The organism is Shewanella sp. 10B (assembly GCF_023475885.1).
GTDB lineage: Bacteria > Pseudomonadota > Gammaproteobacteria > Enterobacterales > Shewanellaceae > Shewanella > Shewanella mangrovisoli.
Map to the genome: position 1 here is coordinate 883008 of NZ_JAMDJO010000002.1, position 24967 is coordinate 907974.

Genomic DNA, 24967 nt, shown 5'->3' on the forward strand with positions numbered 1-24967 from the left:
ACACCCTATACGGTTGGAAGCTCCACTATGCGCCAGTAGCCTTCCAACATATTGAAAATGTTGTTGAAACCATCCTTAATATCCGTTTTCACCATATAGCCTGCGACATGGTGACTATAAGCCTTCATCCGATCCTCATCGGTACTCGAAGTCGTGAGCATAAATACCACGGAGGAAGACAGGGTTGGGTCGGAGCGAATATGTTCTAGGAATTCAAACCCATTCATTCTGGGCATATTAAGATCGAGCAAAATAAGGTAGGAACCTTTTATCGCTTTGCTGTGGGTCAAAATACTTAATGCTTCTAGGCCATCTCGTGCTCGTACTAAGGGGTTGAGCAATCTCAGTTGCTTCATCGCCCGCTGCACCGCCATATAATCCACATCATCGTCATCGACCAATAAAATAGTCACTTGTTTATAGTTATTGGTGCTGCTCATATCCCCTCCTTGTTGACTATGCGCATCGGCCAGCTAAATCGAAAACAACAACCGCGTCCCTCTGATTCTAGTTGAATTTTTCCACCAAGACTTTCTACTGTCTTTTTGACTAGCGACAAACCTAAACCGCTCCCCTCCACTTCATCCCTCGGCCTAAGCGTTTGGAACATCTCAAATACCTTGCCATGGTATTTAGTGGATATGCCCGGACCATCATCGATGACACTAAACCAGTAATGGGTGTTGGAGGCACCACACACCACTTTAATCACACCTTCAGCCTGATCATGGTGTTTAATCGCATTACTGAATAAATTCCTTATCACTAATTCGAGCAGAGTTTTTACGGTTTTAAATTGTGGGAAATTTCCTTCGAGCTCTAGGGAAAAGCCCTGCGGCGGTGCGACTAAGGCGAACATATCCTCAATCAGTTGCCGTGAATCAACATCAACAATCTCCGCATCGACTCGCCCAATACGCGAAAACATCAGCAAACCATCGAGTAGCAACACCATACGTTGGATACGACTTTGGATTAACCCTAAGTATTTTTGGACGTTTTCGTCCATGTTCTCCGACAAATCTTCACTTAACCAACTCGTTAGCTGTTCAATGCCCCGCAGTGGCGACTTAAGATCGTGGGAAGCGATATAAGCAAACTGGTCGAGTTCCTTGTTGATGCGCTCAAGTTCAGCTGTATGCTCAATCCTTTGCGCTTCGATCCGTTTACGCTCCGACACATTGTTTATCGTTGCCAATATCGACACGCCATTACTGAAGTGAATGGGGGTCAGCCCCACTTCAATCGCCAAGCGAGTCCCATCTTTGCAACAACCGAACAAGTCGTCTCGTAGTGACATGTTTTTCGCAATCGGCTGAGCCAGATAACTGCCCATATGCCGCTGATGTATTTCCCTTAACCCCTCGGGTAATAACATATTGATTGAACGCCCGAGTAACTCATCCCGTGCGTAACCAAAGAGGCGTTCGGCATGGGTATTGACTAAGGTGATAATTCCTTTTCTATCCACCATAAAGAGCGCGCTAGGTGAAGCTTCAATCACGAGGCGGAAGCGTTTTTCATTGGCAATTAACTCTGCGGTTAACCTCGACTCTTGATAACGATTTCGCGCCATCGTCAGCACCGAGTAAAACAAGGCTAAGATAAACGCACTCCCAATCACCTGAAGCCACACACTTTGGGTTTGTTCCGCGCTTGAGATAAAGCGTGATTCAGAGGACACCTCTAAACGCCAGACTTGACCTTCCATGGTTTCTAGCTGGGATTGATAAAACACATCATTTGTAGAGGGCAAGGCTTTATGGCTGCTAAACATCAGGCTCTCGTTGTTGGCCTCCATACCATCGTAAATCGCCAGTTTTAATCCCGAAAAACGTTTCCCCATAATGCCTTGCATCAGATCATTCATACGGAATGGGGCGTACACCACGCCGATGGCCTGGTGCTTACGTTCTTCCTCCGTCATCGGCTGACCGTGGTATAACGGGACATACATTAAAATACCGGCCTGAGCATCGTCTGGGGTTTCTTGTACTAAGGTGACCTTACCCGATGCGGTGGGGAGCCCTGTGGCAATGGCGTGTAAGATGGCAGCCCTGCGGGTTGATTCGGAGCACATATCGAAGCCAAATGCCCGTTGATTGCGCCAGTCAAATGGCTCTAAGTACTTAATCGCACAATAGAGATCTCTGTCCCCAACAGGGGTCACTCTATAATCATCGAATCCTTCCTCTTGCACTTCTTGAGTAAAGGTTTCCACTGTTGCAGGCGTTAAGAGTTGCGCAAAGCCTAAGCCTTGAATTCCAGGGTAATATTCGGATAAACGAGCATTAGAAACATAGAGTTGCCATTCACGGCGAGTCACCCCATCCGAGGCGAGAAATAGTCCTACGCCACCGCGCAATACCTGCTCATAGGCAGTCATACGACTGCTGACGGCACCAATAAGATCTTGAACATTATTGTTAAAACGCTCTTCACCCCGATCTCGTAAATATTCTTCAAGCACATACCAAGAGAGTCCCATAAAAAAGACGGCGGCGAGTAACATCAACCAACTGGAGCTGATCACACTGGCATAAAAGCTTTTAGAGCTGTTGAAGTTGAAAGAATCAGGGAAACTATCCTTGTCCATACCCGCTAAATCCCTAGCATTGAAGAAGATCAAACACTGATCCAAGTGTTGTTGGTGTTTTAGGCAAATTCAAGTCTATCCTACTATTTAAGTAGGAATTAACTTAGAAAATAAAAATAATGAGTTATGCGCTAAATCACAAAATTAAGCGGTTGCTGAATGAGCACCAAAATAGCGTGACAATATGACAAGCTTACAGGGTCAATACCCCGCTTTACGGGAAGAAAATTTTACGTTCAGTCGTAAAATTTTTTGCTTTTCTGCCACACTCTTTTTAGATAGAAAGGCGTTAGGAACAACAATGAGGAATTCGTTATGGCTCATATTACTGAAGTCGTGCCCAACGATACTGAAATTGAGGCAATGACCACCCCAAGAAACAGCAAAGCAGCCGAGGCAATGCAACATAAGCGTGAGATCAAGAAACGCTTAGAAGATTACCTCGAACGCGCCGAGTTAAGACGTGCATTAGGAGATGACGACTTATTCTAAGCTTCCCGTTCCCTTAAGGCGTTAGGTTACTCAAAACCTGCGCTTTTCTAAAAGCCTCACCCAGCTCCTAGGGCTGGGTGTACAATTTACTATTATTTTGATATTACTTTTTGCCACTCTTATAGGCTTGAGTTTTGATCAGTAGCCATTCCGCTTTTGCCCCAAGATACACATAAGCCCCTAATCCAACTAATAAACCCACTACAGCAAGCATCATCCAAATCGCCGGCTCGATATATTGTTTCTCCCCCAGTGACGCCTTAAACATGGTCAATAAGGCCTCAATTGAAATGGCGATCAAAATCGTTGATACAAAGCGAGTGATGGTTCGGCGGGTGGAGCTATGACGAAAAATATCCTTATGCATTAATACTTCTTCCTCAAGAATTGTTTTCCCGAGGTCGAAGATCGCTAATGCTAAGGTCATAAAGATAATGATCCCAAAGGGTTGCAATGGGTCTTGCCCGACTTGCTCCACCACAAATAACCCATAAATATCCCTGAGCGCTGTCCATAGTAGCACCATCACCAGCACAAAAAGTCCCGCGACTATCACGCCATACACGGCTTTAAAGGCTGGCGTGACCCGCCGACGAGCACTGTCGCCCATCATAAATTCAATCATTCGCGTCAAATCCACATCGACGACTAGATAGCCCAGCTTTTGCTCCTGCTGCACAATCGCTAAGGAGGCCGATAAACATAAGTTCCCGCTGGCATTGGATAAATAAGGGCGAGTGATATTAACCCCATCAGACTCATCCCTATTGGTAAAATAGGGCCGCTGACTACGATCGCGATTACCTCCAAGGGGCACTAACTTGATCTGCTGATCGACCACTGCGATATTTTGGCTAATTTGCACCCCTTGGGTATCGAGCAAATACATTAGCTCGACAAAGGGATAACTGCCCGCAATGCCTTTCATGGCCTTGATATCGACTTTTGGTTGGTGAAATAAGTCCGCATCGGCAATGCCCGTTAAAATAGACTCCATCAGCTCATGCACTGTGGCCTCATACTCGTGATAACGCTCAATCACACTCAAATAGCTCATTGCAGCCATAATTCTCTCCCATCGACGTTATCCGATTGCTCACACACGCAAAGCAGCTTTGATGCCAGCAAAATAAGTTAATGTTTAACAGTGAGTTATGAGATTAAGCCCGCGCAGTCTCGCGCCAAAATAAGCCGCATTGCACCAAAATGATTCATTAAACCGATAACTTGTCAGTAATTTAATCGACAATATTCAATTGCTTGAAGGGAGAAACCTATAAATGCAGCGGCTTTACCGCTATGATTAAGCTAATTTTTATCATCCAAGTCGCAACAGGATTACGGGAATGTCAGAGTCGTTAGCCCAGTATCAAGAAGATTTACGCCGCCTTTCCGATGAGCTTATCCGCATCCAAACGCCGATTAAAATTTTAGATGCCATCAAATGGCCACGGGAAATGGAAGAGCGTTTTCTCTCCAGTAAAGGCACGGTTCTGCCAGCGATTAGCCAAGATTTTTATCAAAAAATTGCCTTGCCCTTCGATCCCGTTAAAACTCAAGCCGAGCTGCTTGACCTAAAACAAGAAATCCATCGCCGTTTAGGTAAAAAAGACAAGCTGGGTAAGATCTTAGTTGCTAACGTCGATCAATATCGCCTGGTTGTCGATATGCTGGGCCATCGAGGAACACCCGTCTTTGGTCAGCTGAGCCAAGAACTCTACGGCAGCGCCAGCCACAGACTACATGGCGATCGCCACACCCTACGCCAATTGGGCGATAAACTCAGCTATATCTTCTCCCTGCCCGCCGCAAGGCATATGAATAAGCATCATCCCAAAATCATTAGCGCCCCCGAAGCCGTGAATGTGCTGAGCCAGCGATTGGAAAAGTACTTCCACAGTGATGATATGCGGGTGCGCTTGAGTGACGGGATTGTGTCCGATGCCGCAGTGGGTGGCGATACGGTCAAACTCAACAGCAAGGCCATGTTCAGCGAGTCAGATCTCAATGTGTACGAAGTCCATGAAGGCTGGGTGCATGTGGGCACTACCCTCAATGGCCGTGCTCAGCCCCATGCTACTTGGCTTAGCGTCGGGTCTCCCCGTGTCGCAGCCACCCAAGAAGGGCTTGCCGTGTTACTCGAAATGCTCACCCTGAGTTCAAACCCAGGTCGTGCCCGCCGGATTAGCGACCGTGTCGCTGCGGTAGATATGGCGGAAAAGGGGGCGAACTTTATTGAAGTATTCAACTATTTTAGGGAATTAAATCTTAGCGCTAAGGACAGTTATCGGGTCACGCAAAGGGTGTTTCGTGGCGGCATGGTCGAAGGTGGCAGCTTTTTTACCAAAGACATTTCCTATGTGCGTGGTTATGTCGAAAACATCAACTTTATTCGCAGCGCCATCACATCGGGTTTACCCGAACTGATCCCTATGCTGTTTTTAGGCAAGCTCGCCATCGAAGATATCCCTGTACTCTATCAAGCTTGCCAAGAAGGGATTCTTACACCACCTAAGTATTTACCGCCGATGTTCGACAACTTCAGCGGCTTGTATGCCTGGTTTGGTTTCGCCTCAGGATTAGCAGGAATCGATCTGAAAGGAGTGCAACGTCACTTCACCCGCTTATTTAAAGACGTGCCCAGTATCGACCCAAGCCTCGAGTTACTCGACGACACTGAATTTGATAATAACTCAGATTAAAATCCCATTAACATTGAAGGCTCACAAACAATGTGAGCCTTCAATGTTAAGACTGAGTTTTTAACGCTTAGTTTTTGATTTCGAACCCTTCGCCATTACACTCTAAATACTGCTGGCAAGCAGGATAAATCCCCTTGCCACACTCGTAGAAAATAATCGCATTGCCACCTAACTTCTGCACCTGAAGCTTTAAATCCTTTTTCAAATCATCAATATCAACTTTTACCGTTGGGTCGATATCGCTTTTACAATAGGTTGCTGACACCTCGCCCAATCCTACGTATTTATGTCGCGATAATTCCGCCATTGTGTACACTTCCACCGTACCTGCAATCGCATTATTTAACGCCACAGATCCGACATTGGTTCTAAACGTAGCCCCACTACATCCACCAAGCAAAAGAATACATACGAGCAAATAGCTTTTTCGATTTATCATTATTTCATTCCATTGAGCCTGTCTGATACGATAGCCATGAGTAAGAGTGTTTAAAGGTGTAATCCAAGCATATTTCAATGTCAATAATGCAGTAAAATTAGCTAATTAAGTTATCTTAGCTAGTTAGTCACCCAGACTAATTTGGGTAAGGCATTTAAATCCAACATATCGCCACGGGTGGCAATAGCCAGCGCTTTAGGTTTGGTTTTCGAGTCTTGATTCATCACCGCGACCAATCCCTGCTGCGCTTCGGGCTCACCGTGAACAAGCACCAAGGGCGGCTGCGCTTCAAAATGTCGATACCAACGTAATAACTCCGCCTGATCCGCGTGGGCTGATAAGCCACCGACAGTGTGCAATTTAGCGGCAACTTTAATGCTATTACCATGGATAGTCAGCTCCTCGGCGCCATCGACTAAGGCGCGTCCCGGCGTACCAAGTGCTTGATAACCGCAGATAATCACATCACATTCTGGGCGCCATAGATTGTGCTCTAAATGACTGCGGATGCGGCCACCGTTACACATGCCGCTGCCCGCAATAATGATCAATCCTTTGTGTACATCGTTAAGGGCGATAGACTCCTCAGTCGTTTGGATAAATTCTACATTAGACAATAACGGATGTTGCCCCGGATGCTGGCGCGTAAAGCGCTTAAAATCATCATCCATTAAGGGGTAGTTATTGACATACACCCGCGTCGCCTCAATCGCCATAGGACTATCGAGGCAGACTTTCCAGCGGGAGAGATCCCACTCTTTGGCATATAAATGAAATAGATATAAGAGCTCCTGCGCACGCCCAACGGAGAACGCTGGCAACAGAATATTGCCGTGGCTCTCGGTCACCGCCTTGGCGAAAATCGCCTTTAACTCGGCAAGCGTATCGGTCCAGCTGCGGTGAAAGCGATTACCGTAGGTGCTTTCCATTAACACTAAATCGGCGGTGTCGACTAAGGTGGGATTACGTAATATCGGCATGCCATCACGGCCAAGATCGCCACTAAATACCAGTTTTTTCTGCGCTTTCCCCTCACCTAACCAAAGCTCCACCAGTGCCGAGCCTAAAATATGCCCCGCATCCGATAAGCAAATATCCACATGGGGAATAACCCGGGTGACTTGGCCATATTCCAGCGACACAAACTGAGTAATGGCCTGCTCCGCATCTTCCACGGTAAATAGCGGTTCTAGGGGGTCCAACTCATGCTTCGCACGCTTCTTATTGGTTCTTTCGGTATCGCGCACCTGCAACATGGCGGCATCTTTCAGCATGATGGCACACAGTTCAGCCGTCGCTTTATGGGTAAAAATCGGCCCGGTATAACCCGCCTTAACCAACAGAGGTAAACGGCCCGAATGATCAATATGGGCGTGACTCAAGACAACGGCTGAAATAGCAAGGGGATCGAAGCTAAAAGGTTCGTGATTACGTAACTCATCGGCCTTGCCGCCTTGAATGAGGCCGCAATCAAGCAGCATTTGCTTACCTGCCACTGTGAGTAAGTGGCACGAGCCAGTCACTTCCTCGGTCGCGCCCAAAAACTGCAATGTCATCTGCATAGCTTGCCTCCAGCATGTTTATCTCTTTTAAAGATAGACTATGCCCTTATTCCTAAAAGAAAAAGGAATAATTGGTAAAGCATGATCAAAGCCAACTTTCGATGTAAAACCTTGGGGATCAATAACCTAACAGAGGGTACAACTGGCCCTGACGAACCGCTTTATCGGCTTGCGTCAGTGCGCCATCCCGCTGCCATTGTTCGAGTTGTTTTTGCAATATGGGTTGCACTTCGGCGGCCGTCATGCCGGCATGAATATCCGCACTGTAGAGCAGTTTCAGCAAAATATAATCCAGCCCAGTGAGTAAATCCTGCGGTGTTTTATCGTTAAAAATGGAAGGAAATACTTTCACCGAATCATTGGGTAGGCCCAACACTTGGGTGATTTCTTCCACCACGCAGGCCACCAATTTGCCATGCATTTGCGCTTGGTCGACGGGGATAACCACCCAAGCGCGCTCAATCTCACTCTGGGAATTAAGCGCAAATTTGCCCATACAAACAGAGCCATGAATATTACTGGCCGCACTTGCCCCCATTAGACGCATCACCACATCGGCCCATTGGGATTGACGGGTAAAGACTAAATGTAAGTTGGCCTCTTCGAGCGAATCCACCTTGGCAATACTGTGGCCGGTGATTTGTGCCAGATGACTTAAATGCATCTGCACCAATTGTGCATGCACCCCATTATCGCCCACTTGATGCTCGACAAAGACGCGCACGGGCTGACGCCATTTCCGTACCCGATGTTTATCTTTATCGTATTCATTTTTAAGGGCTATCTCATCAAAGGCTTGGATAATGTAGGCAGGATCTTTCCAATCTCGAATGGGCTTTGGGGCGAGATTGGGTGTCTCAGCTAATGCGGAATTTGATGCAGGTGTAACTGATGCTAAGAGCGGCGAAACAGCGAATAGCGAAGCCATGCAGACAAGGCAAATGGTTCTAACACTCGGTAAAGACTTTCGCCAGCTCAACATCTTGCTATCCTTTGAGTTGTCGAGGCAGCTTGATAGAGATCAGTGCCGTTATTGCAATAAAGGCCGTCGAAATCCATAAGCAGGCCACCAGTCCATAACTCTGATACACCCAGCCCGAAAGCACGGTTCCCACTAAACGCCCCATGGCATTAGCCATATAGTAGAACCCAACATCGAGGGATACCGCCTCTTCACTGGCGTAACTCACAATTAAATAACTGTGCAGTGACGAGTTAATCGCAAACAGTCCGCCAAATAACATCAGCCCCAAGATCAGACTGAGCTGTGGTGAGAAATCCAGATACAAACTGAGTGCAATTAACGCGGGAATAAAAGCTAATAAGGTCGACCAAACTAAGGCGGTATAACCATCGGGGATACGCTGCGAAGTGTTAGCTTCCAATCGACTCGCACCGGTGATCTTCGGAGCTAAAGTTTGCACTATGCCGTACCCTATCACCCAGAGCGCCAAAAAGCCGCCCACGGCCCAATGATCCCAGCCCCATTGACTCGCCAGATACACGGGCAAAGCCACCACAAACCACACATCCCTTGCGGCAAACAAAAACAGGCGCGCCGCCGAGAGAATATTTACGCTGTGGCTCTTAGAAAAAATCTCAGTAAACTTAGGTTTGTTCTTCGCTTTCCCCAGATCCTTTTTCAGCAAGACCAGACTCATTAACCACACCAGCGCAAGCACGGCCATCATGGCGGCAATCGCCATATTGAAACCCAATCCCGCCAGCAAGGCGCCACCGAGGAAAAATCCCGCCCCTTTAAGGGCATTTTTAGACCCGGTTAACAGGGCAACCCAATGGTAAAGCCTGCCCTGCTCGCCCTTTGGTACCAACAATTTAATCGCGCTTTTTGCGCTCATCTTGTTGAGATCTTTAGCAATGCCCGAAAGAGCCTGCGCCGCCATCACCCAGGGCACGCCCGCAAGCCACAGCGGTAAACTGGCCGCTGGCACCAATAACATCCCTAATGCCAACACCTGCATGCCAAGGCCTAGATTCATAGTGCGATTAAGCCCTAGGCGAGCGCCGAGATAACCGCCCACCAGATTGGTCACGACACCAAAAATCTCATAGAACAAGAACAACATCGCAATCGCGAATGGCGTATAACCGAGATCGTGAAAATGCAGTACCACCAACATCCGCAGCGCACCATCGGTTAAGGTAAAACTCCAATAATTGAAGGTGATCAGCAAATATTGCCGCACAGCAGCGGGCAATTGCATCAGTTGCTCAAATAGCTTGGCAGCAGGCACAGTGCTCTCCTAACGCGGCAGATCAAGCTGGCCGACTAAACGGGCAAGCTCTGCCGTACGGTTGGCATATCCCCACTCATTGTCGTACCACACGTAAAGTTTTAGCTGAGTCCCATTCACCACCATGGTCGAAAGCGCATCGACAATGCTCGAACGGGGATCGGTTTTATAATCAACCGACACTAACGGCCGCTCCTCATAACCTAAAATGCCCTTGAGTTCGCCTTCGGCGGCGCTTTGTAGCAGCGCATTCACTTCCGCTTCGGTCACGCTGCGCTCAAGCTCAAAAACACAGTCTGTAAGAGATGCGTTGGCGAGCGGCACCCGTACGGCATGGCCATTCAGCTTACCCTTAAGCTCAGGGAATATATGGGTAATTGCCGTCGCACTGCCCGTGGTGGTGGGGATTAAACTTAACCCACAAGCGCGGGCGCGGCGCAGATCCTTGTGCGGTGCATCCAGAATCGTCTGAGTGTTGGTAATATCATGGATAGTGGTCATAGAGCCGTGCTTGATGCCAATCTGCTCATGGATCACTTTCACCACAGGCGCAAGACAGTTGGTCGTGCATGAAGCCGCGGTCACAATCGGATGAATAGCCGGGTCGTATAACTGATGATTCACTCCCATCACCACATTTAACACACCTTCCTCTTTGACTGGCGCCGTCACCACCACCCGCTTCACGCCTTGATCTAAATAGGCTTGTAGTAAGGCTTTGGTTTTCATCACCCCAGAGGCTTCAATCACCACATCGCATCCCGACCACTCGGTCTCGGCAATCGTCTTATTACGTGTGGTGCGAATGGTTTTGTCTTGGATTTGAATACCATCCTGATTCGCCGTGACCGGATAACGCCAGCGACCGTGAACTGAATCGAACTCAAGCAAATGGGCCAAGGTAGCCGCATCCCCAGCGGGATCGTTGATCTGCACAAACTCAACATCATCCCATTCCCACGCCGCGCGCAGAGCTAAACGCCCCATGCGCCCAAATCCATTAATCCCGATTTTAATTGCCATGATTTATAACTACCTAGTTAACTTACAATTAATTGATTTTTAATATTATTTATTTTAAAAACAGATTAAGTCGTAAACCAATGGCGGGTGCGATTGGCAAAGTACACTAAAGACAACATCACTGGCACTTCAACCAACACGCCCACCACAGTCGCCAGCGCGGCCCCCGAATGTAAACCAAAGAGCGAAATCGCCACGGCCACGGCTAATTCAAAGAAGTTAGAAGAACCTATCATGCTCGCGGGCGCGGCAATGGCATGGGTCAATTTGAGTTTTAACGCCAGCCAGTAGGTCAAGATAAAGATGCCATAGCTCTGAATAATCAATGGGATGGCGATTAATAGAATGTTCTGCGGTTGGTTAAGGATGGTCTTGGCCTGAAAGCCGAACAGCAGCACAACCGTCGCGAGTAGTCCTATCACAGACCAAGGTTTGAGTTTAGCCAATAACTGCGGCACAGCTGTGGCGTCATGGCGAGCCTCTAAACGTTTACGGGTCAATACGCCTACGACTAAGGGCAATAGGACATACAACACCACTGAAAGCAGCAGGGTTTCCCATGGCACTTGAATATCACTCACCCCCAGCAACAACGCAGAGAGCGGCGCAAATAAAAACACCATGATGATATCGTTTACAGAGACCTGCACTAAAGTGTAGTTAGGATCGCCCTTCGTCAGTTGGCTCCAGACAAACACCATGGCGGTGCAAGGGGCGACACCAAGAAGAATCATCCCCGCGATATATTCACCCGCCGTTTGCGGATCGACCCAATCGGCAAACACCAGTTTAAAGAATAACCAGCCGAGTAAGGCCATAGTAAAAGGTTTAATCAGCCAGTTAATGGTCAGCGTTAGCAGTAATCCCTTCGGGGTCTTACTGACATTCTTGACTGCCGAAAAGTCAATTTGCACCATCATGGGGTAGATCATCACCCAGATAAATAACGCAATAATCAAATTCACATGGGCAAATTCAATCGCCGCAACGGCAGCAAATACATTTGGAGCGAGATTACCAAGCACAACCCCAGCGAGAATACTCAAGCCAACCCAGACACTTAAATAACGTTCAAAGATCCCCATAACGACCTCTACTTATCTCATATCGAATCCATTTCTTAATTTAACAGCAAGCTTTCGCGCGTTCGGGACGAGCTCCCATACTGCACAGGTTCTGCATACTCTCAGCTAAAAACGCGCTGTTGGCCTCACAACTTTGCGCCAACACTTGCTGACACCAAGCATTAAGCTCAGGATTAATTTGATAAAACACCCATTGACCTTGGCGCCTATCGACTAAGATCCCTGCTTTTTTTAACTGCGCTAAATGCCTCGAGATCTTAGGTTGGATCTCCGACAGCGCGGCCATTAATTCACAGACGCACAGCTCCCCTTCCCGCTGGATCAGCAGTAAACATTTCAGCCGAGTCTCATCGGCAAGAGCCTTAAAAAATGCCACGGGTTGCATCGAGTGCTCCCAAAATGATCAGATTACATATGGAATAAAGTATATATGAAAAAACATATATGTTAAGTAATTTTTTTGCAGTATTTAGATGGAGAGGACTGATTGAGCTGATCTTGAAGTGAAACTTTGTAGCCTGATAAAAATTGGAGATATCACTTATAGGCATGGAGCGACAGCACTCTTATCTCAATCCCTTTTGGGCCCTTGTTTCGCTAGCCATTATTGCGCTGTCCATTGGGTGGCTAGGTTTTTTCCTAAGTTTTCGCTTAACTTTTCTCTTAACCTTCCATTAACTTTGGCATAGCCTGCAAGTGGCATGGATTGCCTCAATATTCAGAGCAATCCATCCACAGTAGACATGTGACGATGGCGTAAGAGAATCCTAGCGAATATATCTTCTTCCCCTTAGGCGATCTCAAATTAACTGTGAATTTAAGTCAACTTTAGACCGAGTTAAAAACAGGACAAAAACCTATCGCCGCAGAGGGAAGAAATCAGCTTCAAGCGTTAGTTGATAATATTGCCCCAAAGGTAATCAGACCCACACCACAGGCCTGATTAATCCTATGCCATGAAGACAAAAGCCAAACATCGCTAGCGAGTGACAAAAAATAGGTGTCAAAATTTAGACATTGCCATTTTTATTTGACTCACACCAATAACTGGCTGTTTCTGTATCCAAAAACATTTTCAACAATAAACTAACTGCTAAATGAATGAAAAACAGTCAAAATTCAGTCTGGTTTAACCTGTATATTTTTTGAACAATTTTATTTCTTTCATTTCAACGATATCAGCTGAAACCCGCATTATTACTGGGTTTTAGCCTATATACATTCATTTTTCTCTATCCTAGAATGCCCCCGCGAAACAGCTCAAAAACTGTTTGCCTTGTTAAATGGAACTTATGTCCCCTAATTGAACGTTAGTGCCCATAAGTTTCACGTTTTGCCCTAAACCTGAAGAGATAAACAATGAAATACTCTGCCATGATGCTAAGCAGTTTACTGCTCACCAACACTGTCCTCGCTGCAGATATGCGTCCTTTTGAAGGCACGCTGTCCCTCGAGGTGGAAGATTTCCCAGAGCATGCCATTGAAACGTTTCGTCTCCACGGTAAACAAGGCGAAGTACATGATTTAGCCTTAGCATCGACACCTCGTTGGTTAAAACCCGGTCAAAGCGTCCGTGTGTTTGGCCATGCTAATGGCAAACAATTGCAGGTGAGTGATAGCAGCGTCAGCTTACTGCAAAGCAATGAAACGACTTCTTCGGCTCAAACCGTCAACTCGGCCATCACACCGATCAGTGGCAACAGAAGCGTATTAGTGGCGGAAGTCAACTTTGCGATCAATCCGATCGTAAAACTGACTGAAGCCGAGATCCAAGATCTGTTGTTTAATCAATCTTCGGCCTTCTACGAAGAAAACTCCTATGGCGCAGTTTCCCTCTTGGGCGACACTACCAGCCCAGTTACAGTCGATGTGGATGTCTCTGTATGTAACACAGACGCCGTTGCCTTAGCCGCAGACCAAGAACTCAGTGCCCGTGGCTTTAACCTCAATAATTACGACCATGTCATGTACTTGATCCCGACTCACCCTAAGTGTACTTGGTCAGGTAAGGCCAATGTGGCAGGCAAGCGTAGTTGGATCAAACGAGTACAGTTATCCACGATTAACCATGAATTAGGGCACAACCTTGGCTTATTCCATGCAAATAAAAAGGATTGTGGTGCCGTTACCACAGCTGACAGCAGCCAATGCACTATCACTGAATATGGCGACTATCTCAGTGCAATGAGTGGTACTAATACACCTAAGCATTTCAATGCATTCCACAAGGAGCAATTAGGTTGGCTGAGTGGCGATCGTATCAAAACCGTCACTGCCGATTCTCGGGTGACCCTATCTCCCGTAGAGGCTGAGGGTAACTTCCCCCTGCTGTTAAAAATTCCCAATGGCCAAGATTCTTCAGGTAACGAGCTGTTTTACTATGTTGAATATCGCCAGCCAACCGGCTTTGATAGCTCACTGGCCAACGAAGCTGCCGCTATGCTCAATGGCGTAAGATTACGCGAAGGCGCTAGCAACAATGCCGCTAGCAGCTATTTGCTGGACCCAACACCAAACAGCAGCAGCTATGATTGGGATGACATCAGCTTGGCTCCAGGACAATCCTTCGAACAGCAAGGTGTCCGTATCGATGTCGTCGCATCAGACGCTTCCTCTGTCACGTTAGATGTAGTCATGCAAAACAGCACTGCTCAGTGTATCCGTGGCACTAGCAGCTTGACGGTACAAGCGGCTGTCTCACAATTGCAACAGGGGCAACAAGGTTCAGTCGATTTGCTGCTCACCAACAATGACAGTAGCGCCTGCCCAGAAACCACTTACAACCTGACAACCCAAGCCGATGCGGGTTTATACGCAAACTTAGCAAGCAACAGTGTGACACTTGCGCCACAAAGCAATCTGCATCTGACACTGTCGTTAGAAGCGCTGCAAGCAAGCGGTAGCAATACTTGGAAAGTGATTAGCAGCAACCAAACTAGCTCACAGCAAGCGGTGAGTTCAGGTAGCGTACTGTTAACTGCGGCAACCAGTAATACTGCGCCACTCGCTGTGAATGATGATTTCAACGATATCAGCGCGAGCACTGTACTGAATGTGCTGGCCAATGACAGCGATTTAGATGGTGACAGCCTGTTTATCAGTGGCACCACTCAAGGAATGAATGGAAAAGTGACTGTCAACGCTAACAATACCTTGACCTATGTGCCCTCTAAGCGCTTTAAAGGCAGTGATAGCTTTAGCTACACAGTGAGCGATGGCAAACTGACCGCAGTTGCAACTGTCACTATCAGCCCTAGCACAACAAGCGGCGGCACGACGGATACCAGCACAAGTACTGGTGGTAAAGGTAAAAATAGATAATATGAGCAAATAAAAAGGGCCGTAATGACGGCCCTTTTTGCTAATACACAACTCAGTTAACTATTCTTGCACAGGTAATGGACACAAGTCGCAGCTCGCGGTATCCGAGTTACCAATTGTCGCTAAATCGCCCGTATCGACCACAGGAGAAGTCGCCCTCGCCGTTGCGGTGTTAGACAAAGTACCGTCGGCACCTGTGGGTAATGTGCTTGGGAAGTAATGGCTTTGGGTTAACTCACAAACATTTCCCCCAAAGTTACCTTCCACTTCACCCGCCGTATTAGTACACATTAGGCTGTTACCATCGCAGCTATAACCCGAGCCGCAATCGTTGTTGGTCAAGCACTGTTTCGCAAAATCCAAACTGAATGTGGCATTTAAACTACTGTCCACAGAGTCTGTCAGAGAGACATCCAACGGTGCGTCCCCCGTGTTACAGACGGTAATGTCGTAGTCTTTTCGCAGAGCGACCAAACCGCTGTTTTCTGCCAATGAAACACTACAGTTTTTCACAATGGACAACATAGGACTCAACGCCAACGAATCGCAGGTTGCAGTGTAGGGATCGGCGCTAATGCTAGCAGAGCCAAAGCTCACACTGGCATCGACAGTGTTAGTACCACCATTCACATCAGAGATGTAATACCCTGTATAGGTCAGCATTTCGTTAGGAGCCCAACCATCAGCACCATTAGCAAACGCGCTCAAGGCTTGGCTAATGCTAAATGCAGTACCGTTGCTAGGTGTATCGTTGATGGTGACAGTTTCACCGGCACCAATGCTACCGACCCCAGTATTAGTGAGTTGCAAGGTGTAATCAATACGGAATTGATTACTGCCGGTCAGCTCAGTCGCACTACAGGTTTTCGCAATCGCAATACTACAGAGAGGGAAATCGCCGCCTAAAAAGTCCTTCAATTGCGCGGTTTCAGAACGAGACGACCGGGTTTCAATCAGGAAGCTGCTAAAACAAGGGATCTCATTCACACCCGCCGCCAAAAAGGCTTGGGTTACATTCAAACGACCTTCGAAGAAGGATTCATAGGGATAAGTGTTAGGTATGCCCGCTTTGTTTTCATAGGGCCACAAACCATTGGCCACGCCAGCAAGTTCGGAGTTTTCATTGGTAATAGCACAGGCAACGCCAGTATCACCTGCGGATAAACATTTGGCGCCGGCATTGCCAGAGGCATAGAGCAGTTCCAAATGTTCAGAGACATCTCCCCCCGAATTCACCCAGCGCATCACTTGCACAAAGGGCACAGAGTTCGAATCCTGAGGGTATTCCATGATGATAAATAAGTCGTTTTCTTGGTGTTGTCCGGTAAATTGGTTACCTGGGCCTGGGCCAACTTTATCCTGGAAGAACCAAAATCCCATAATAGCGTCACCATTGTTGGCATAACGCTCTGCACCAAAGTAAAACACTAAATCATCACTACCACTGCCGTTATTAATAAAATAGGCAGCTGCATATCCATTGCGCAGGTCATCCTTATCGGGTACGGCACCGTCTTTGTACCACCATTCGGTCACATCTAAGGTGTCTTTCGAGCCCCCTTTCCAAAAAATCGTTTGTGGTGGCAAGTCGGAAATCACTCCAGTGGTGACATTCGCTGTACTGCTACCTAAGTTAATCGTTTGCCAATCATCGAGTGTAGTCTGCTTGACAATATTACCATCCAGCTCGACCTTATCTACCGTAGCCTGTACACCGTATACCATCAATGTGCAGACCCAAAGTAGAAGGGTACGAAACAATAATTTGAGTTTCATAACATTCTCCTCATTTCCTGTGGACGGAATCCCGCTGCACCCACCAACCTCTGCATATGCGCATTCCGGATTGTGAACATCTGCACTAAGCAAGCCACAAGCCAAAATTTAATACATTGATATATAAGAAATTAAAAGAGATGACTGGATAAGATGTGTCACAGCGGTGAAGCAGACTGTCGCAGGATAAATAGACGAACTAAGGCACCTTGATCTGACACTTTTTCAGGAGTCGATAGAAGGTCGCTCTGGAGATATTTAATGAGCGGGCGGCGGCGGAAATATTATGTTTATGATCGCTAATGGCTTTCAGTAATACTTCAGCCTCATGCTCTGCGCGGCAGCGCGCGAGATCTTGGCTGGTACGGTTTGCAGTGAGTGAATCTAGCCCTAACAACTGCGCAGTAATAATGCAGTCATCAGTTAAGACCATGGCTCGGCGGATCCGGTTACGCAGCTCGCGCACATTGCCCGGCCAATTGTAGTGTTTCATCGCACAGCGGGCATCGTCACTAAAATGAAACTGAGTACAGTTGTCCGAATGCTCTAACAAGAATTGTTCGGCGAGCAGCATGACCTCGTCGCTATACTGTCTCAAACTTGGCACATGCAGGCGTAACACATTGATACGATGATATAAATCTTCACGAAAGCGGCCTTCGTCAATCGCGGCCTCTAAATCTTGATGGGAGGCAAATAACAAACGGCAATCCACTTTTATGGGCGCATTGCCGCCAATTCGCATAATGTGTTTATCATCCAAAAAGTGCAGTAAGTTGACCTGTAAGTCTAAGGGGAGATCGGCAATTTCATCTAAAAACAGTGTCCCACCATGGGCCTGCTCTAAATGACCGATATACCGTTTATCGGCGTCAGTAAAGGCACCTTTCTCATGGCCAAAGAGGGTGGAATGGATAAGCCCAGTGGGCAGCGCGCCACAATTTACTGTGATAAATGGCCCTTCGTGCCTTTTAGATAAACTATGTAAGGTTTTAGCACATAGTCCTTTGCCATAGCCCGTTTCACCGCTCAGTAATACGGTTTCATCCGACTGACTAAATTTATGCAGCCGCTGACGCAGCTGTTGCAATAAGGGATGCTCCCCCTTAATGGTCGTTAAAACCTTTGCAGGTCCCTTCCCTCCTTTCGATGGCGTCAGCTGCGCCATGCCCCAAGCGTGTCCAAGGGTATCGGCAAAGCGATTCCAATCAAATGGGCGATGGTAATAATCAACAAAATTAGCGGCGCTGAGCCAGCTGCAATGCTGCTCCAAGGCGCTATCGGTAACGGCAATCCAATGCAAGGAGGGATATTCGGCTTGAATAATGGCAATTTCTTTCGCCAGCGCAGTTTGGTTAGTGTCGCTGATAAAGGCAATGGCGACACGCAACTCATATTTTTGCAGCAATACTAAGGCTTCGGCCGCCGACACTGCTTTTACACAGTTCCAAGCCGCTTGTTTCAGTTCTTCACTACACTCCGGCAGACATTGCTCGGGGTCGAGTACTAACAACCACCGTTTCCAACGTGTTTCTGCGGGAGCAGGCTTACCGATTTCATCCATAGGAAGGGGTGGGAGATGAACCTATTACTAATCAAGTCTAGAAGGACAATGGCCTCCCGACAAACCTGACCAGCATGAGTTAACTGGCTTAAACTCAGTAATTGGCGGTGTTGAACCGTGGAGTTAGCGACTTGATAGACACAAAGCATGGTATGGGATTGAAAGGATTAATAAACCGCGGTGAAACAATCGATAATGCAAGTTGTAGCTCGCTAATAACACTTGGCAGTGAATAGTTTTGCTCGAATAGAGACTAAGCCATCACGCCCTCCCCAGAGCACTAATGATTAGCTTGCAGTATCAAATCCACCTCGAATAAATCAACAAATTAAGGTTTTTGCTACTGCAAGCCTCTGCCTCTACGCGACTTAACCTGCCGGTTAAGCAATCACTTGATGGTAAGTTTCCACATGGAAAGACTCGACTAGCTCTGGCATCACCTCATGGAAATAATGCTGAATGGCATCCTTAGCGCAGTGCTCATCGAACGCGGCGATATCGACAAACTTCTCCACAAAAGTCACGCGGCGCGGTTCATCACGGCTGACGTTGAGCTCATAACGGATGCAGCCCGCTTCGCGGCGCGTATCGGGGATCAGCGAAGCAAGCGCCGCAATCAAGGCCTCGGTTTTACCTTCTTTCGCTAAAAAGCTCGCGACGCAAACGAGTTGTTGTTGATTGATTTTATAGTCCGTAACTGTCGTCATTTGATTTCCTTAATAAGAGTAAATTCAGCTATTTAAAACCAGATCACTTAGGCTGATAGCGCATATCAATATGGGGAATGCCATCTTCCAAATACATGTCGGAACAGGCGCTAAACCCGAGTTTTTGGTAGAAGCTTTTCAGATAATCCTGAGCACCAATTTGGATCCCCGCAGCAGGCCAAGTGCTGAGCGCCGATTCAATCGCCCGTTGCATCAAAGGCATTGCCAATCCTTTGCCTCGTCCAGCAGGAGACACGACGACTCGGCCAATACTGGCCTCGGGATAACTCAGCCCCGGAGGTAAAATGCGGGCATAGGTGAGTAACTCACCAGCGGGCGATAGGCCGAATAAATGCAGGGTTTCAGGGTGTCTATCTTTATCGTCAAGCTCTGGATAAGCACAGGCCTGCTCGACCACAAACACATCGACTCTCAGTTTGAGAATCTCATACAAAGTGTTAGCAGTTAATTGAGTAAATTTAAGATTTTGCCACTCGACTGAATCTGGTATCGACATAAAAAGGCTCTGCGTACAACCGGAAAAGAGCTCGAGTCTATCACAGGTCTACACATAAAAAAGCGCCTTAATCCTGGGGGAATTAAGGCGCAGGGGTTACGCATTGCGAAAACGAAATAAGCCTGTCTTATTCGATTGCCGCATCGTGGGCGACTGGCCCTTGTGGTTTACGGATAAGCAGCACAGCCACCACGGCAATTAACAACAGAGCACCCATAATCAAAAACACATCGTTATAGGCTTGAATATAGGCCTGCTGACTCATGGTTTGCCCTAATAGCGCCTTGGCCTGCATTGAGGCGGTATAGGGATCCGAGCCGCCCTGTTGCAACATACTGGCGCTCTGATTCAAATAGTCCTGCGCCTGTGTGCTGACCGCAGGCAGAGACTCCTTCACATGGGCCAAATGACTGCGGGCCAAGTTATCGGTTAAGGTCGCCACCAGCGCGATACCAAAGGCGCCGCCTAAGTTACGCATCACGTTCAGCACGGTCGAAGCCGAAGGATTCTCATGGGGCTTTAAATGGGCCGTCGCCAACATGCCAATGGGCACTAAGATAAAGGGCTGGCCTAAGGCGCGCACCACTTGGGAGGCGATCATCTGCGGCCCGGCGTAATCGGCGGTCATTTGGCTATTCATGTAATAACTGAGGGCAAACATAAAAAAGCCGAAGGCGGCTAAGTAACGCCCGTCGAAACGTTGCATTAACCGCGGCACTAATGGCAATACCAATAGCTGCGGGAAGCCCATCCACATAATGACTTCACCGATTTCCAGCGGAGTGTAATCATGCTCCTGAGACAAATAAAGTGGGATCAAATAGATAGCGCCAAAGAGTGCCATCCCCAGCAAAAAGTAAGCTATGGTCGAAAGCACAAAGTCGCGTTTACCGAGCAGGCGTAAATTCACTAAAGGATCTTTACGTTTAAGCTGGATCCACACAAACAGCACTAAATTCACCGCGGCAATGATGGCGAGATTGCGGATCAAATCCGAGCCAAACCAATCCTTGCGGTTACCTTCCTCAAGTACCACTTCGAGGCAGCCCATGCCCAGCGCCATGGTGACAATGCCCGCTAAGTCGGCATTTTTCAGTTTGTCCCACACCACAGGGCGCTTTTCGAGACCATAGGCCAGCATCGCCATCACCAGCAATCCGGGCGGCACGTTGATATAAAACAGGTAATGCCAACTAAAATGCTCAGTTAACCAACCACCTAGGGTTGGGCCAATCGAGGGCGCAAACGTGGCCGTCACCCCGAATAACGCCATCCCCACGGCACGTTTATTCTCGGGTAAAAATTCTAAGATCAACCGAAAGGCTAGCGGGATCAGCGCGCCACCAAAGAAGCCCTGCAACGCTCGAAAGGCGATCATGGCCTCGAGGTTCCACGAAATCGAACACAGGATAGAGGCAAAGATAAAGGCAGCTGTGGTCCACAGCAGATAACGCCTGACCGACAGTCCAGTGCTTAACCAGCCCGAGAGCGGGATCGCAATCATCTCGGCAACCAGATAAGCCGTTGAAATCCAACTGCCTTCCTCCAGCGTCGCGCCGAGGCTGCCTTGGATTTCCTTCATCGAGGCATTGGTGATTTGAATATCGAGGATCGCCATAAAGGCGCCAATCAAACCACCGAAAACGGCAATCCACGAACGGCGACTACCGCGCTCATATTCGCTCGGTATAGCCCCCGCGGCGATCGCCTCAGGTGCCGCAGCAATTGTGCTCATGTTAACGACCTACTTAGCGACCGACGTTAGCAGCGATGGCTGTCGTCGGATGCGACGCAGTATCGACCTTGACCACGGCACTTAAACCGGGGACGACACGCGCCTCTTCTTCAGAGAGATCTAAACGGATCCGCACAGGAATACGTTGTACGATTTTCGTGAAGTTACCCGTGGCATTTTCGGCGGGCAGCAGACTAAATTTGGCTCCGGACGCCGGTGACAGACTATCGATAACACCTGTAAAGGTTTTGCCGGGAAACGCATCGAGACTGACCTGCACCGACTGTCCGGGTTGCATATGTTGGATTTGGGTTTCTTTAAAGTTCGCCGTGATCCACACAGCCCCATCCGGAACCAAACTGTAGAGTGCCTGGCCAGGCTGCACGTATTGCCCCACCATAGCGCCGCGTTTACCAATCACCCCAGAGAAAGGCGCGGTCACGCGGGTATCATTAAGCTGAATTTTAGCCAGCTCCAATGCCGCATTCGACTGTTCAACCACAGAGCCTGCTTGATTCAGCTGGGCATTGAATACAGCCAGCTCACGCTCTTTAGCCACTAGCAGTGCCTTGGCTTCATCTAGCCCTGCTGCGGCGGAATCAAAACCGGCTTGTAATTGGTCGACATCGTCCTGTGAGCTGTAGTTGCTGACTTTTAACTTTTTAGCTCGGCTTAACTGTTGCTCGGCACGCAGTTTGTCGGCCTGCGCCGCAACCACGCCCGCACTCGCTTGGCTGATCAACGCGTGCTGTAATTCCACCTTAGCGGCTAAAGTTTGCAGATCGGCCTTAGCACTGGCGAGTGACGCCTCGGCTTGACTGACTTTAGCGCTAAACTGGTTATCCTCAAGCTGCGCCAATAACTCGCCCTTACGCACATGTTGGTTATCGGTCACATCGGATAACACCACATAACCTGGTACTTTCACGCTCACATGGGAAATATCGGCCTCAACATAGGCGTTGTCAGTAGTTTCGATAAAACGAACCTGCGTCCACCAGTAATAACCGCCACCCGCAACGGCGGCGAGCAATAGTGGAACGGCGATGATGAGTTTACTTTTGGACATGAATGACTCCTTGATTAGTGAGTGCTAGTGTACTACTGTCTCATCACGTTTATTAGATAGCTAAAAATCAACCCACTGTTTCACAGGTGTAACAATCATGGATCTCAATCGTGTGCAGATATTTGCCCAAGTCGTCGAGCAAGGCAGCTTCACCGGCGCCGCTAAGGCCCTTGGTTTAACTAAGGCCACTGTCAGCCGCAAGATTGCCGAACTGGAGTCAGATACTGGTACCCAATTGTTATTCCGAACGACCCGCGCCCTCAAACTCACCGAGGCGGGATCGAGTTACTACAATCGGATCAATAAGATCTTGAGCGATCTGCAGAGCGCAGAAAACCAACTCAGCGCCCATCAGCAATTGATTAAAGGCAACCTAAAAATAGTGTGTCCCATCGAATTAGGCCAATTGTTCCTAGGACCTATCTTCGCCCAGTTTTTAACCCTTTATCCCGATATCACCATTGAGGCTGAGCTCACTAACCGTAAGGTGGATGTGATAGAAGAAGGCATCGATTTGTTATTCCAAATCGCCGACTCGAGCGATACTCGTTTGCAGAGTTATTCCTTAGTTAACGCCTACAAATCCTTGATGGCAAGCCCAAGTTATTTAGCCGAACACGGCACGCCAAAAGTGCCGCAGGACTTAGCCAAGCATAAAGCGATTCGCTTACAGTCGGCGCATATTGAAGGGGCGTGGAAGCTGTTTGATGGCCAGTCTTGGGTGGTGATTGAACCTGTCACCCAACTGACGGTAAACAATGTCACTATTGCCCGCGAAGCCGCCATTGCGGGGCTTGGCATTACGGCCGTGCCATCGATTATTGCACAGGAGGCGATAGAGAAAGGCTATTTAGTGCCACTCCTCGACGATTACCCTATGGTGCAAACCAAAGTGGTACTCAGCTATCCCAAACGGGCGTATTTGCCGCGCAAATACCGTGTCTTTATCGAGTTTATTTATACCGCCCTGTTCAAACGCTGGGGATCACAGGTATTAGAAGTGCCGGAATTTATCGGTCAGCAAGAACCCAATAACTCTCGTTCAACTTAACAATTGTAACCTTGCTGAGCTGAAATTAGCCGATGAAGGATAAATCCAGAATGTCAGAATTGCCTTAATCCTTAAGCCCCTATAAGCTTGGCAAGGTAACAGGCAGCAAAAGACCCTTAGGTTTTCCTGATACAGTTAACACAATAAAATTTAACATTTCATTTTTAATTTCGGAGGAAACCTAATGAGCTTAATTAAAGAGTTCAAGGCTTTTGCGTCCCGTGGCAATGTGATCGATATGGCGGTGGGTATTATCATCGGTGCCGCTTTTGGCAAGATAGTCTCATCCTTTGTGGCCGATATCATTATGCCGCCAATTGGGATCATCTTAGGTGGCGTGAATTTCAGCGATCTGAGCATAGTGTTGCAAGCCGCCCAGGGCGATGCGCCAGCGGTGGTGATTGCTTACGGTAAATTCATCCAAACCGTTATCGACTTTACCATTATCGCCTTCGCGATTTTTATGGGCTTAAAAGCCATTAACAGTCTAAAACGCAAACAGGAAGAAGCGCCTAAAGCCCCACCAGCGCCGACCAAAGATCAAGAGCTGTTATCAGAGATCCGCGATCTGCTTAAAGCGCAGCAAGAAAAATAAGCTCTCGCTATTTTCTTATCCGATTGATTGCAATAAAAAACCCATCGACTTCGATGGGTTTTGTTTTTATGCAAGCGCTTAGCTTACTCGGGCACGTCGTGCACTGTTTCGCTATAGTCTTGCACCACTTCGGCAACGCGGATGCGATAAGAGTTAAATAAGCAAGGCACAATGCCGGATTGCTCAGCGATGCTGTGTGCCATTTGATTACGCCATTGGGTAATAGAGGCCATATCATCCCAAAACGATAAGCTCAGCACCTTGCCATCGTCGGTTAAGCTCTGAAACCGTTCAATTGAAATCAGCCCCTGACGCCCTTCTAAATATTGGCGCATCTCGGCTGCCACATGCAGATATTCTTCCTTGCCTTCTTTCGTGGGCACGACTTCAAAAATGACTGCGATCATAATGCTCTCCAAAGATAGTAATCCTTAATACCAGAGCTAAGCCTAGCCTAGATCGCACGCGATAGCTCACT

At 47.9% G+C, this 24967-nt stretch carries 22 protein-coding genes; 5 read left to right on the forward strand and 17 right to left on the reverse strand.

The genetic code is table 11. The features are described 5' to 3' along the window. Positions 1–5: 5 nt before the first annotated feature. Both M0415_RS11460 and M0415_RS11465 read right to left on the reverse strand, forming a co-directional pair. Complete coding sequence (locus M0415_RS11460) at positions 6–440, reverse strand: response regulator (RefSeq protein ID WP_249553540.1); 435 nt, start codon at positions 438–440, stop codon at positions 6–8. Then, complete coding sequence (locus M0415_RS11465; RefSeq protein WP_249556571.1) at positions 437–2596, reverse strand: CHASE domain-containing sensor histidine kinase; 2160 nt, start codon at positions 2594–2596, stop codon at positions 437–439. The genes M0415_RS11460 and M0415_RS11465 overlap by 4 nt, the downstream gene beginning before the upstream one ends. Positions 2597–2911: 315 nt before the next feature. On the opposite strand from M0415_RS11465, the gene M0415_RS11470 reads away from it, so the two are divergent. Next, positions 2912–3088 (forward strand): PA3496 family putative envelope integrity protein, encoded by a 177-nt coding sequence (locus M0415_RS11470; protein ID WP_011070882.1) that lies wholly within the window; start codon positions 2912–2914, stop codon positions 3086–3088. 103 nt (positions 3089–3191) lie between these two features. On the opposite strand, the gene M0415_RS11475 is transcribed toward M0415_RS11470, so the two are convergent. Next, entirely contained in the window at positions 3192–4154 is a 963-nt protein-coding gene (locus M0415_RS11475) for a PDC sensor domain-containing protein (RefSeq protein ID WP_011715742.1), read from the reverse strand. Between the two features lie 280 nt (positions 4155–4434). On the opposite strand from M0415_RS11475, the gene M0415_RS11480 reads away from it, so the two are divergent. After that, entirely contained in the window at positions 4435–5790 is a 1356-nt protein-coding gene (locus tag M0415_RS11480) for a flavohemoglobin expression-modulating QEGLA motif protein (RefSeq protein WP_011715741.1), read from the forward strand. Positions 5791–5857: 67 nt separating this feature from the next. Here M0415_RS11480 and M0415_RS11485 read toward each other — a convergent pair whose 3' ends face one another. The 7 genes from M0415_RS11485 to M0415_RS11515 form a co-directional block, all read right to left on the reverse strand. After that, the gene (locus M0415_RS11485; RefSeq protein WP_249553538.1) at positions 5858–6229 is read right to left on the reverse strand and encodes a hypothetical protein; all 372 of its coding nucleotides are present in this window, start codon (positions 6227–6229) and stop codon (positions 5858–5860) included. A gap of 119 nt (positions 6230–6348) precedes the next feature. Next, positions 6349–7791, reverse strand: coding sequence for an MBL fold metallo-hydrolase RNA specificity domain-containing protein (locus M0415_RS11490; protein ID WP_249553537.1), 1443 nt, complete (start codon positions 7789–7791; stop codon positions 6349–6351). A gap of 118 nt (positions 7792–7909) precedes the next feature. Then, positions 7910–8773 (reverse strand): DUF2927 domain-containing protein, encoded by an 864-nt coding sequence (locus M0415_RS11495; protein WP_249553535.1) that lies wholly within the window; start codon positions 8771–8773, stop codon positions 7910–7912. 4 nt (positions 8774–8777) lie between these two features. Continuing rightward, positions 8778–10046, reverse strand: coding sequence for an organoarsenical effux MFS transporter ArsJ (arsJ, locus tag M0415_RS11500; RefSeq protein ID WP_249553524.1), 1269 nt, complete (start codon positions 10044–10046; stop codon positions 8778–8780). A gap of 9 nt (positions 10047–10055) precedes the next feature. Continuing rightward, positions 10056–11069, reverse strand: a complete 1014-nt coding sequence (locus M0415_RS11505; RefSeq protein ID WP_249553522.1) for an ArsJ-associated glyceraldehyde-3-phosphate dehydrogenase — start codon at positions 11067–11069, stop codon at positions 10056–10058. 65 nt (positions 11070–11134) lie between these two features. After that, positions 11135–12154 carry an ACR3 family arsenite efflux transporter gene (gene arsB, locus M0415_RS11510; protein WP_249553520.1) on the reverse strand — a complete coding sequence of 340 codons (1020 nt, stop codon included), beginning with the start codon at positions 12152–12154 and terminating at the stop codon, positions 11135–11137. Between the two features lie 40 nt (positions 12155–12194). Next, positions 12195–12539, reverse strand: a complete 345-nt coding sequence (locus M0415_RS11515) for a metalloregulator ArsR/SmtB family transcription factor (protein ID WP_011715734.1) — start codon at positions 12537–12539, stop codon at positions 12195–12197. A 974-nt stretch (positions 12540–13513) separates the two neighbouring features. Here M0415_RS11515 and M0415_RS11520 point away from each other — a divergent pair. Further along, on the forward strand, positions 13514–15475 hold the full coding sequence (locus tag M0415_RS11520) for an Ig-like domain-containing protein (RefSeq protein WP_249553517.1): 1962 nt from the start codon (positions 13514–13516) through the stop codon (positions 15473–15475). A 60-nt stretch (positions 15476–15535) separates the two neighbouring features. Here M0415_RS11520 and M0415_RS11525 read toward each other — a convergent pair whose 3' ends face one another. The 6 genes from M0415_RS11525 to M0415_RS11550 form a co-directional block, all read right to left on the reverse strand. Next, entirely contained in the window at positions 15536–17251 is a 1716-nt protein-coding gene (locus M0415_RS11525; RefSeq protein WP_249553515.1) for a hypothetical protein, read from the reverse strand. Between the two features lie 199 nt (positions 17252–17450). Continuing rightward, complete coding sequence (locus M0415_RS11530; RefSeq protein WP_249553513.1) at positions 17451–18764, reverse strand: sigma-54-dependent transcriptional regulator; 1314 nt, start codon at positions 18762–18764, stop codon at positions 17451–17453. 431 nt (positions 18765–19195) lie between these two features. Continuing rightward, complete coding sequence (locus tag M0415_RS11535) at positions 19196–19522, reverse strand: putative quinol monooxygenase (RefSeq protein ID WP_088211834.1); 327 nt, start codon at positions 19520–19522, stop codon at positions 19196–19198. A 43-nt stretch (positions 19523–19565) separates the two neighbouring features. After that, complete coding sequence (locus M0415_RS11540) at positions 19566–20039, reverse strand: GNAT family N-acetyltransferase (protein WP_249553510.1); 474 nt, start codon at positions 20037–20039, stop codon at positions 19566–19568. 127 nt (positions 20040–20166) lie between these two features. Next, positions 20167–21774 (reverse strand): DHA2 family efflux MFS transporter permease subunit, encoded by a 1608-nt coding sequence (locus tag M0415_RS11545; protein WP_249553508.1) that lies wholly within the window; start codon positions 21772–21774, stop codon positions 20167–20169. Between the two features lie 13 nt (positions 21775–21787). Next, on the reverse strand, positions 21788–22843 hold the full coding sequence (locus M0415_RS11550; protein ID WP_249553506.1) for an HlyD family secretion protein: 1056 nt from the start codon (positions 22841–22843) through the stop codon (positions 21788–21790). 97 nt (positions 22844–22940) lie between these two features. On the opposite strand from M0415_RS11550, the gene M0415_RS11555 reads away from it, so the two are divergent. Then, positions 22941–23894 (forward strand): LysR family transcriptional regulator, encoded by a 954-nt coding sequence (locus M0415_RS11555; RefSeq protein ID WP_011715723.1) that lies wholly within the window; start codon positions 22941–22943, stop codon positions 23892–23894. A gap of 184 nt (positions 23895–24078) precedes the next feature. Beyond that, positions 24079–24489, forward strand: coding sequence for a large-conductance mechanosensitive channel protein MscL (mscL, locus tag M0415_RS11560; RefSeq protein WP_011621323.1), 411 nt, complete (start codon positions 24079–24081; stop codon positions 24487–24489). A gap of 83 nt (positions 24490–24572) precedes the next feature. On the opposite strand, the gene M0415_RS11565 is transcribed toward mscL, so the two are convergent. Continuing rightward, positions 24573–24896: an antibiotic biosynthesis monooxygenase family protein gene (locus tag M0415_RS11565; protein WP_011627310.1), complete on the reverse strand. Its 324-nt coding sequence runs from the start codon at positions 24894–24896 to the stop codon at positions 24573–24575. Positions 24897–24967: the final 71 nt, after the last annotated feature.

What these genes read in the sequence shown, in the direction of transcription:
- M0415_RS11495 (WP_249553535.1), bottom strand. Translation starts at nt 8,773, where the DNA reads ATGTTGAGCTGGCGAAAGTCTTTACCGAGTGTTAGAACCATTTGCCTT.
- M0415_RS11460 (WP_249553540.1), bottom strand. Translation starts at nt 440, where the DNA reads ATGAGCAGCACCAATAACTATAAACAAGTGACTATTTTATTGGTCGAT.
- M0415_RS11550 (WP_249553506.1), bottom strand. Translation starts at nt 22,843, where the DNA reads ATGTCCAAAAGTAAACTCATCATCGCCGTTCCACTATTGCTCGCCGCC.
- M0415_RS11540 (WP_249553510.1), bottom strand. Translation starts at nt 20,039, where the DNA reads ATGTCGATACCAGATTCAGTCGAGTGGCAAAATCTTAAATTTACTCAA.
- M0415_RS11525 (WP_249553515.1), bottom strand. Translation starts at nt 17,251, where the DNA reads ATGAAACTCAAATTATTGTTTCGTACCCTTCTACTTTGGGTCTGCACA.
- M0415_RS11485 (WP_249553538.1), bottom strand. Translation starts at nt 6,229, where the DNA reads ATGATAAATCGAAAAAGCTATTTGCTCGTATGTATTCTTTTGCTTGGT.
- M0415_RS11505 (WP_249553522.1), bottom strand. Translation starts at nt 11,069, where the DNA reads ATGGCAATTAAAATCGGGATTAATGGATTTGGGCGCATGGGGCGTTTA.
- M0415_RS11490 (WP_249553537.1), bottom strand. Translation starts at nt 7,791, where the DNA reads ATGCAGATGACATTGCAGTTTTTGGGCGCGACCGAGGAAGTGACTGGC.
- M0415_RS11520 (WP_249553517.1), top strand. Translation starts at nt 13,514, where the DNA reads ATGAAATACTCTGCCATGATGCTAAGCAGTTTACTGCTCACCAACACT.
- mscL (WP_011621323.1), top strand. Translation starts at nt 24,079, where the DNA reads ATGAGCTTAATTAAAGAGTTCAAGGCTTTTGCGTCCCGTGGCAATGTG.
- M0415_RS11475 (WP_011715742.1), bottom strand. Translation starts at nt 4,154, where the DNA reads ATGGCTGCAATGAGCTATTTGAGTGTGATTGAGCGTTATCACGAGTAT.
- M0415_RS11535 (WP_088211834.1), bottom strand. Translation starts at nt 19,522, where the DNA reads ATGACGACAGTTACGGACTATAAAATCAATCAACAACAACTCGTTTGC.
- M0415_RS11470 (WP_011070882.1), top strand. Translation starts at nt 2,912, where the DNA reads ATGGCTCATATTACTGAAGTCGTGCCCAACGATACTGAAATTGAGGCA.
- M0415_RS11480 (WP_011715741.1), top strand. Translation starts at nt 4,435, where the DNA reads ATGTCAGAGTCGTTAGCCCAGTATCAAGAAGATTTACGCCGCCTTTCC.
- arsB (WP_249553520.1), bottom strand. Translation starts at nt 12,154, where the DNA reads ATGGGGATCTTTGAACGTTATTTAAGTGTCTGGGTTGGCTTGAGTATT.
- M0415_RS11565 (WP_011627310.1), bottom strand. Translation starts at nt 24,896, where the DNA reads ATGATCGCAGTCATTTTTGAAGTCGTGCCCACGAAAGAAGGCAAGGAA.
- M0415_RS11515 (WP_011715734.1), bottom strand. Translation starts at nt 12,539, where the DNA reads ATGCAACCCGTGGCATTTTTTAAGGCTCTTGCCGATGAGACTCGGCTG.
- M0415_RS11545 (WP_249553508.1), bottom strand. Translation starts at nt 21,774, where the DNA reads ATGAGCACAATTGCTGCGGCACCTGAGGCGATCGCCGCGGGGGCTATA.
- M0415_RS11465 (WP_249556571.1), bottom strand. Translation starts at nt 2,596, where the DNA reads ATGGACAAGGATAGTTTCCCTGATTCTTTCAACTTCAACAGCTCTAAA.
- M0415_RS11555 (WP_011715723.1), top strand. Translation starts at nt 22,941, where the DNA reads ATGGATCTCAATCGTGTGCAGATATTTGCCCAAGTCGTCGAGCAAGGC.